Raw genomic sequence first — 721 nt, 5'->3', positions numbered from 1 at the left:
CTGGTCCCCTCCCGCTTTCGCGCTCAGGTAAGCCGGGCGACCCAAGAACCTCCCTCCAAGTTCCTCCCGACTGCGCCGGGGATACAACGAAGCGCCTCACGGCGCACACCGGACATGACGGTTTCCCGGTCATCCGGCTCTCCAGTGATCACAGCGTGTTCGATCCGGCCGTTCGTGCCTCATGGATGCGGTCATGGCAGGCGGCGCAAGTCACGAGGGTCTTGCGCCGCCGGTCGAGCATGACGCGCGCCCAGTCGGACGGCGGCCATCCGGCACGAGCGAGGTCGGCGAGGGCCCGGACGTGATGCACTTGGACATCACCGGTGGCCCCGCAGACCTCGCATGTGTCCGCCAGGAGCCGAGTGATCAGCTCCTTTTGTGGATAGTCCACCCAGACAGGCCGACGGTCGACGACCTTCGCCGACCGTTGCTGCTGGAGAGGGATGTCTCCGAACCGCGCCACCAGCGGCTTCCTGTTCTTCCGCTCGATCCGGGCCTCGAAGCAGACTCGCGGCCCGTCGGGAGTGTCGATCCTGGTCTTGTGCTTGGCGGCCATCTTCGACACCGTCGAACGGTGCTTGCCCGCAAGGGTCTTGAGTGGACGTTAAGTCCGTTTCTGGTAGCGGCCTCGTCCGGGTTGGGTGAGGAAGCCTTGGCGAGTGAGGCGTCCGAGGCGGCTGCGGGTGATGTTGACGGACGCCTCGTCGGTGGGCATGCCGAG

1 protein-coding gene is annotated in these 721 nt (G+C 66.2%); it reads right to left on the bottom strand.

The features are described 5' to 3' along the window. Positions 1–148 precede the first annotated feature (148 nt). Positions 149–556, bottom strand: coding sequence for an HNH endonuclease (locus KV557_RS41970; RefSeq protein ID WP_374106737.1), 408 nt, complete (start codon positions 554–556; stop codon positions 149–151). Positions 557–721: the final 165 nt, after the last annotated feature.

The sequence above is a fragment of the Kitasatospora aureofaciens genome (assembly GCF_019192735.1).
In the GTDB taxonomy this organism is placed as follows: Bacteria; Actinomycetota; Actinomycetes; order Streptomycetales; family Streptomycetaceae; genus Kitasatospora; species Kitasatospora aureofaciens_A.
The sequence above is the reverse complement of the archived record's forward strand: the minus strand, read 5'-3'. Positions and strand labels throughout refer to the sequence as shown.

Excerpts from the sequence above, each read along its gene's own strand:
- KV557_RS41970 (WP_374106737.1), bottom strand. The coding sequence starts at position 556 with ATGGCCGCCAAGCACAAGACCAGGATCGACACTCCCGACGGGCCGCGA.